Origin of the sequence: Thiorhodococcus minor (assembly GCF_010820565.1) — a bacterium.
GTDB lineage: Bacteria > Pseudomonadota > Gammaproteobacteria > Chromatiales > Chromatiaceae > Thiorhodococcus > Thiorhodococcus minor.
Genome location: NZ_JAAIJQ010000180.1, coordinates 1 through 3,589, shown reverse-complemented (window position 1 = coordinate 3,589; position 3,589 = coordinate 1). Strand labels below are relative to the sequence as shown.

General features: G+C 60.9%; 4 protein-coding genes and 1 pseudogene. All 5 read right to left on the bottom strand.

What is annotated here, in order from left to right; translation table 11 throughout:
- The coding region (locus tag G3446_RS25930; protein ID WP_209262640.1) for a transposase at positions 1 to 215 on the bottom strand (215 nt) is incomplete at its 3' end.
- A 123-nt stretch (positions 216 to 338) separates the two neighbouring features.
- Positions 339 to 1,622 carry a group II intron reverse transcriptase/maturase gene (gene ltrA / locus G3446_RS25925; protein WP_342450251.1) on the bottom strand — a complete coding sequence of 428 codons (1,284 nt, stop codon included), beginning with the start codon at positions 1,620 to 1,622 and terminating at the stop codon, positions 339 to 341.
- Between the two features lie 679 nt (positions 1,623 to 2,301).
- Positions 2,302 to 2,523, bottom strand: coding sequence for a DUF2442 domain-containing protein (locus tag G3446_RS25920; RefSeq protein WP_245232794.1), 222 nt, complete (start codon positions 2,521 to 2,523; stop codon positions 2,302 to 2,304).
- Between the two features lie 29 nt (positions 2,524 to 2,552).
- Positions 2,553 to 2,801 carry a DUF4160 domain-containing protein gene (locus G3446_RS25915; protein ID WP_164456554.1) on the bottom strand — a complete coding sequence of 83 codons (249 nt, stop codon included), beginning with the start codon at positions 2,799 to 2,801 and terminating at the stop codon, positions 2,553 to 2,555.
- A 412-nt stretch (positions 2,802 to 3,213) separates the two neighbouring features.
- Positions 3,214 to 3,414: pseudogene (locus G3446_RS29365) on the bottom strand (IS91 family transposase); the annotation flags it as partial.
- Positions 3,415 to 3,589: the final 175 nt, after the last annotated feature.

The window sequence follows — 3,589 nt, the reverse complement described above, 5'->3', positions numbered from 1 at the left end:
AGGTTCGCATCGGGCGTCTCCATCAACAGGTGATAGTGGTTCGACATCAAACAGTAGGCGTGTCCCCACCAGTTGAAGCGCTCACAAACCTCGGCAAGCAGGGCTAAGAACATGTGGCGGTCCGCGTCACCCCGATAGATGTCCTCGCGCGCGTCACCGCGCGAGGTGATGTGATAGAGAGCGCCGAGAAATTCGAGTCTGAGCGGGCGAGCCATGGATCAAGCGTAGCTCGGATCAGGCAAAAGAGTCGGGTAGACCAGCCGGTTACCCGGGCTGGTCCCCCACAGAACCGGACGTGCGCGATTAACGCATCCGGCTCCTCGTGCGAGAAGGTTCACTTACGCGAAGCGATGGACCAGTCGCGCGGGCGGCAGCGAGAAACGGGCGGCCAATGAGGCCGCGCGATCCCAATTGAGCCGCGCCCGTTGCGAGCGGCGTCCCAGCCATTTGATCCACATCCGCTCGACCCGGAACCGAAAGGTGGCGATCGCTCGGGCGTTGCCCGAGATCCCATAGTAGGCGTAGTGCCCCCGGAGCTTTCGGCTGAGGGTCAGGTGCTGCGCTTCCAACGGCTCATGACGATGGCCTCGGCACCAGTGCTTGATCGAGCGTAGTGCCCGGGCGAAGCGGTCCTTGGCGGTCTTGCGTTTGAGCGTCCAGCCGCCCCGGCGCGTGCGCCCCCAGTAGTGGGTGAATCCGAGCAAATCGAAGCTCGATTCCGCATCGGTCTCTCCCGCTCGGGGTGGGTAACACCGCACCAGGCGCGTCTTGCTCGGATGCAGCCGCAGTCCATAACGTCCAAAGCGCTTGGGCAGCACCTCCATGACCCGGCGCGCGTCCGCTTCCGTCGCGAAGACCAGCGTGGCATCGTCCGCATAGCGGATCAGCTGCGCTCGCCCCCGCAGGCGCGGTTTGACTTCCTGCTCAAACCACTCGTCCAGCACATCGTGCAGATACACGTTCGCGAGTAACGGTGAGATCACACCGCCTTGCGGTGAGCCCTCGACGCTGCGCGTGTATACCCCGTCTTCCATGACGCCGGCCTTGAGCCACTTGTCGATGAGTCGTCGCAACACCCCGTCGCGTACCCGTCGGTCGAGAAATGCCCTCAGATGCTGATGATCGAGCGTGTCGAAGAAGGCTTCGATGTCGAGCTCCAGCACCCATCCTCCGCCCATCCGCACCAGGCTCGTACGCACAGTTTCCAATGCCTGATGCGCGGATCGCCCGGGTCTAAAACCATACGAGCCAGCGACAAAGTCTTGCTCGTAGAGCGCCTCCAGCACCATGACGACGGCCCGTTGCAGCACCTTGTCCTCAAGCGTCGGTATCCCGATCGGGCGGGTGCGCTTGCCATCCCCTTTGGGGATGTACACCCGCCGCACTGCCGGTGCTCGGTAGCTCCCGGATTTCGCCCGCTCCAGCAGGTCCGCCAGGTTCCCTTGCAGGTCCCCTGCGTAGTGCTCGGCATCACAGCCGTCGATCCCAGGTGCGCCGTCCTTGCGCGTGCGCTCCCACGCCCTTTGCAGCCAGCCTGCATCGAGGTGGTGGGCCAACGAGGTGAAGGCCCGCTGCGGATGGTTTCTCGCCGACTCGGCTATCCGCTGAGTTGTCGTTGACACGGTTTCGGGTTCCTGTGCACCCGTCATGTTTCCTCCCAACGGTTCTTCTCGCCCGGCTTGCCCTTCCCTCCAGCGGGTCCACTCGGGCAGTGTTCCCCACCTTCGACGGTACTATGGCAAGCTCCGACTCCCTGCCATCCGTCGACTCGCCTCGCTGTTGCTCGGCTTCGTCTACCACCTAGCGCCTGTTGGTTCGCTCCCCTCGCCGGCCAGGCACTGCCGCCGAGGGGCCTGGAGGCTTGTGACGCGGTGCCCCGTGACCGCAACCAGATTTTCGGTGGAGATGGCAGGGCCTCCCAGGTTCCTGGGGAGCCCCAGTACGCGCATGCCCTGCTCTTCGACCCCGGCGAGACCTGGGCGCCAGGCCAATCAGGCGCTTCGGTGTTGCCTTCCGTCGTCTTGAAAACGTCGGCCCCCGCGGTGCTGTCATTTCGGGGCTCAATCACACAGCCTGCACGCTCGCTGTCTACGCTTCGCAGCGCCGGTTACCCGACACCACGCAAGACTCGCTTCCGGTGGGTGGCCAACCCTTTCCGGGCGGAATTCTCACCCGCCGGGCTCCTAGCACAATTTCACGTCAAGCTCCGCTTGACGATTCCAAGCGCCCAGGCTTTCCTGGCGCACCAAGACCTGACACCGTTCTTGCGGCCCCGACCGCGCGCTCGGCTGTAGCCATTTGTTAGGGCATTTCTTCGCCGTTTTGCCAAAGCTCATATTCGCTAATGTCGATTTCCGAGTTCCATGACACAGCGTGACCTCCCTGCTCAACGGATACGTTTCTAAAGAATGCGGGATTCTTGAGAGGTAGGAACATCTCGCGCTCTGTGAGCCTGTTTACGTCGTACTTCTTCCTCTTTCCATTTGAGAATAATACAACAAGAAAATGCCCCTCTTGAGGCATCGCACTTTGAACTTTTGGGATATCCATGGCTATTGAAGCGGTGGCAGTTTCTTGAATTCCTGTGATCTCCACATTTCTTGCAGATCGGATTGATATGAGGTTGCCCACTCAAATACGAGCTTTCGAGCTCTTGACGGGAGATCGCCTTCAATCATCTCCAAAGTTTCGATGTTAAAGATAGCGTTGTGCTCTCCATAAACGGCGTGAAAATGTGGTGGCGGATGATCACCAAAAAAGAGCTTGATGATGATTCCGTAAAAACGTGTGATCTCGGGCATATGCCTCTACTCTTTACGTGCCCTAACTATTACGCTTTTATCCATCGGGCGCTTGGCAGTGAGCGTGATCTCGCTCCGACGCTTGAGCGCCCGATGGATAAATGTCTGTTGGACTAATCCGATCCTGGCACGACGTCGCCAGCTGCGCGGATGCGAGCATGCCTTATAGAGAGGGGATTGTATCGGTGGACCATGGATAGCGCGGGAGGGCCGGTGCCACCCGGTCGGTGATGAGGAAGGTCGCGGAGGCCGAAAGCGGGCATCAGAAGGGCTCCCATCGTGCTGCGAAGACGTGTACTGAGGCGATCTTAGCCCAATTCCCAGGTGTTGAGGCAAGCGCGCGCGCAGGCCCCGGTGGGGCCTGATGGTGATCCCCGGATGTGGGCGCCGGCTCGGCGCTTAGGGGCGCGCGCTATCCACCATCGCGACGTTGCGGTGCCAGGGAGACACGCACCCGCAGCCGTCCAGCGCGGCAGCTCGGACAGGGATAACCGTCGAAGGGCCTGCTGGTCTGCGCTTGAGCGTCAGCATCTGGGCTTGTCGTCGAAGCCGGCGCGGCAATCGCGGCGCGGATCTCAGGCAAGCGCCGCGCACGACAGCGATTTATAAAATAAATCCGTCCCTGAGGTATCCCCACTAAATTCCAGATCAGAACATAAGCTTAGAGAGAGGATTTCCAGCAGAAAGGAACATGCATGGGGTTTGATGGTCCACAGCGGGCGACCAAACCTGCGGAGGACCCCCCATGCATGCACTGACGATTCTACAGCGTTGTGTCGCCCCGCTGC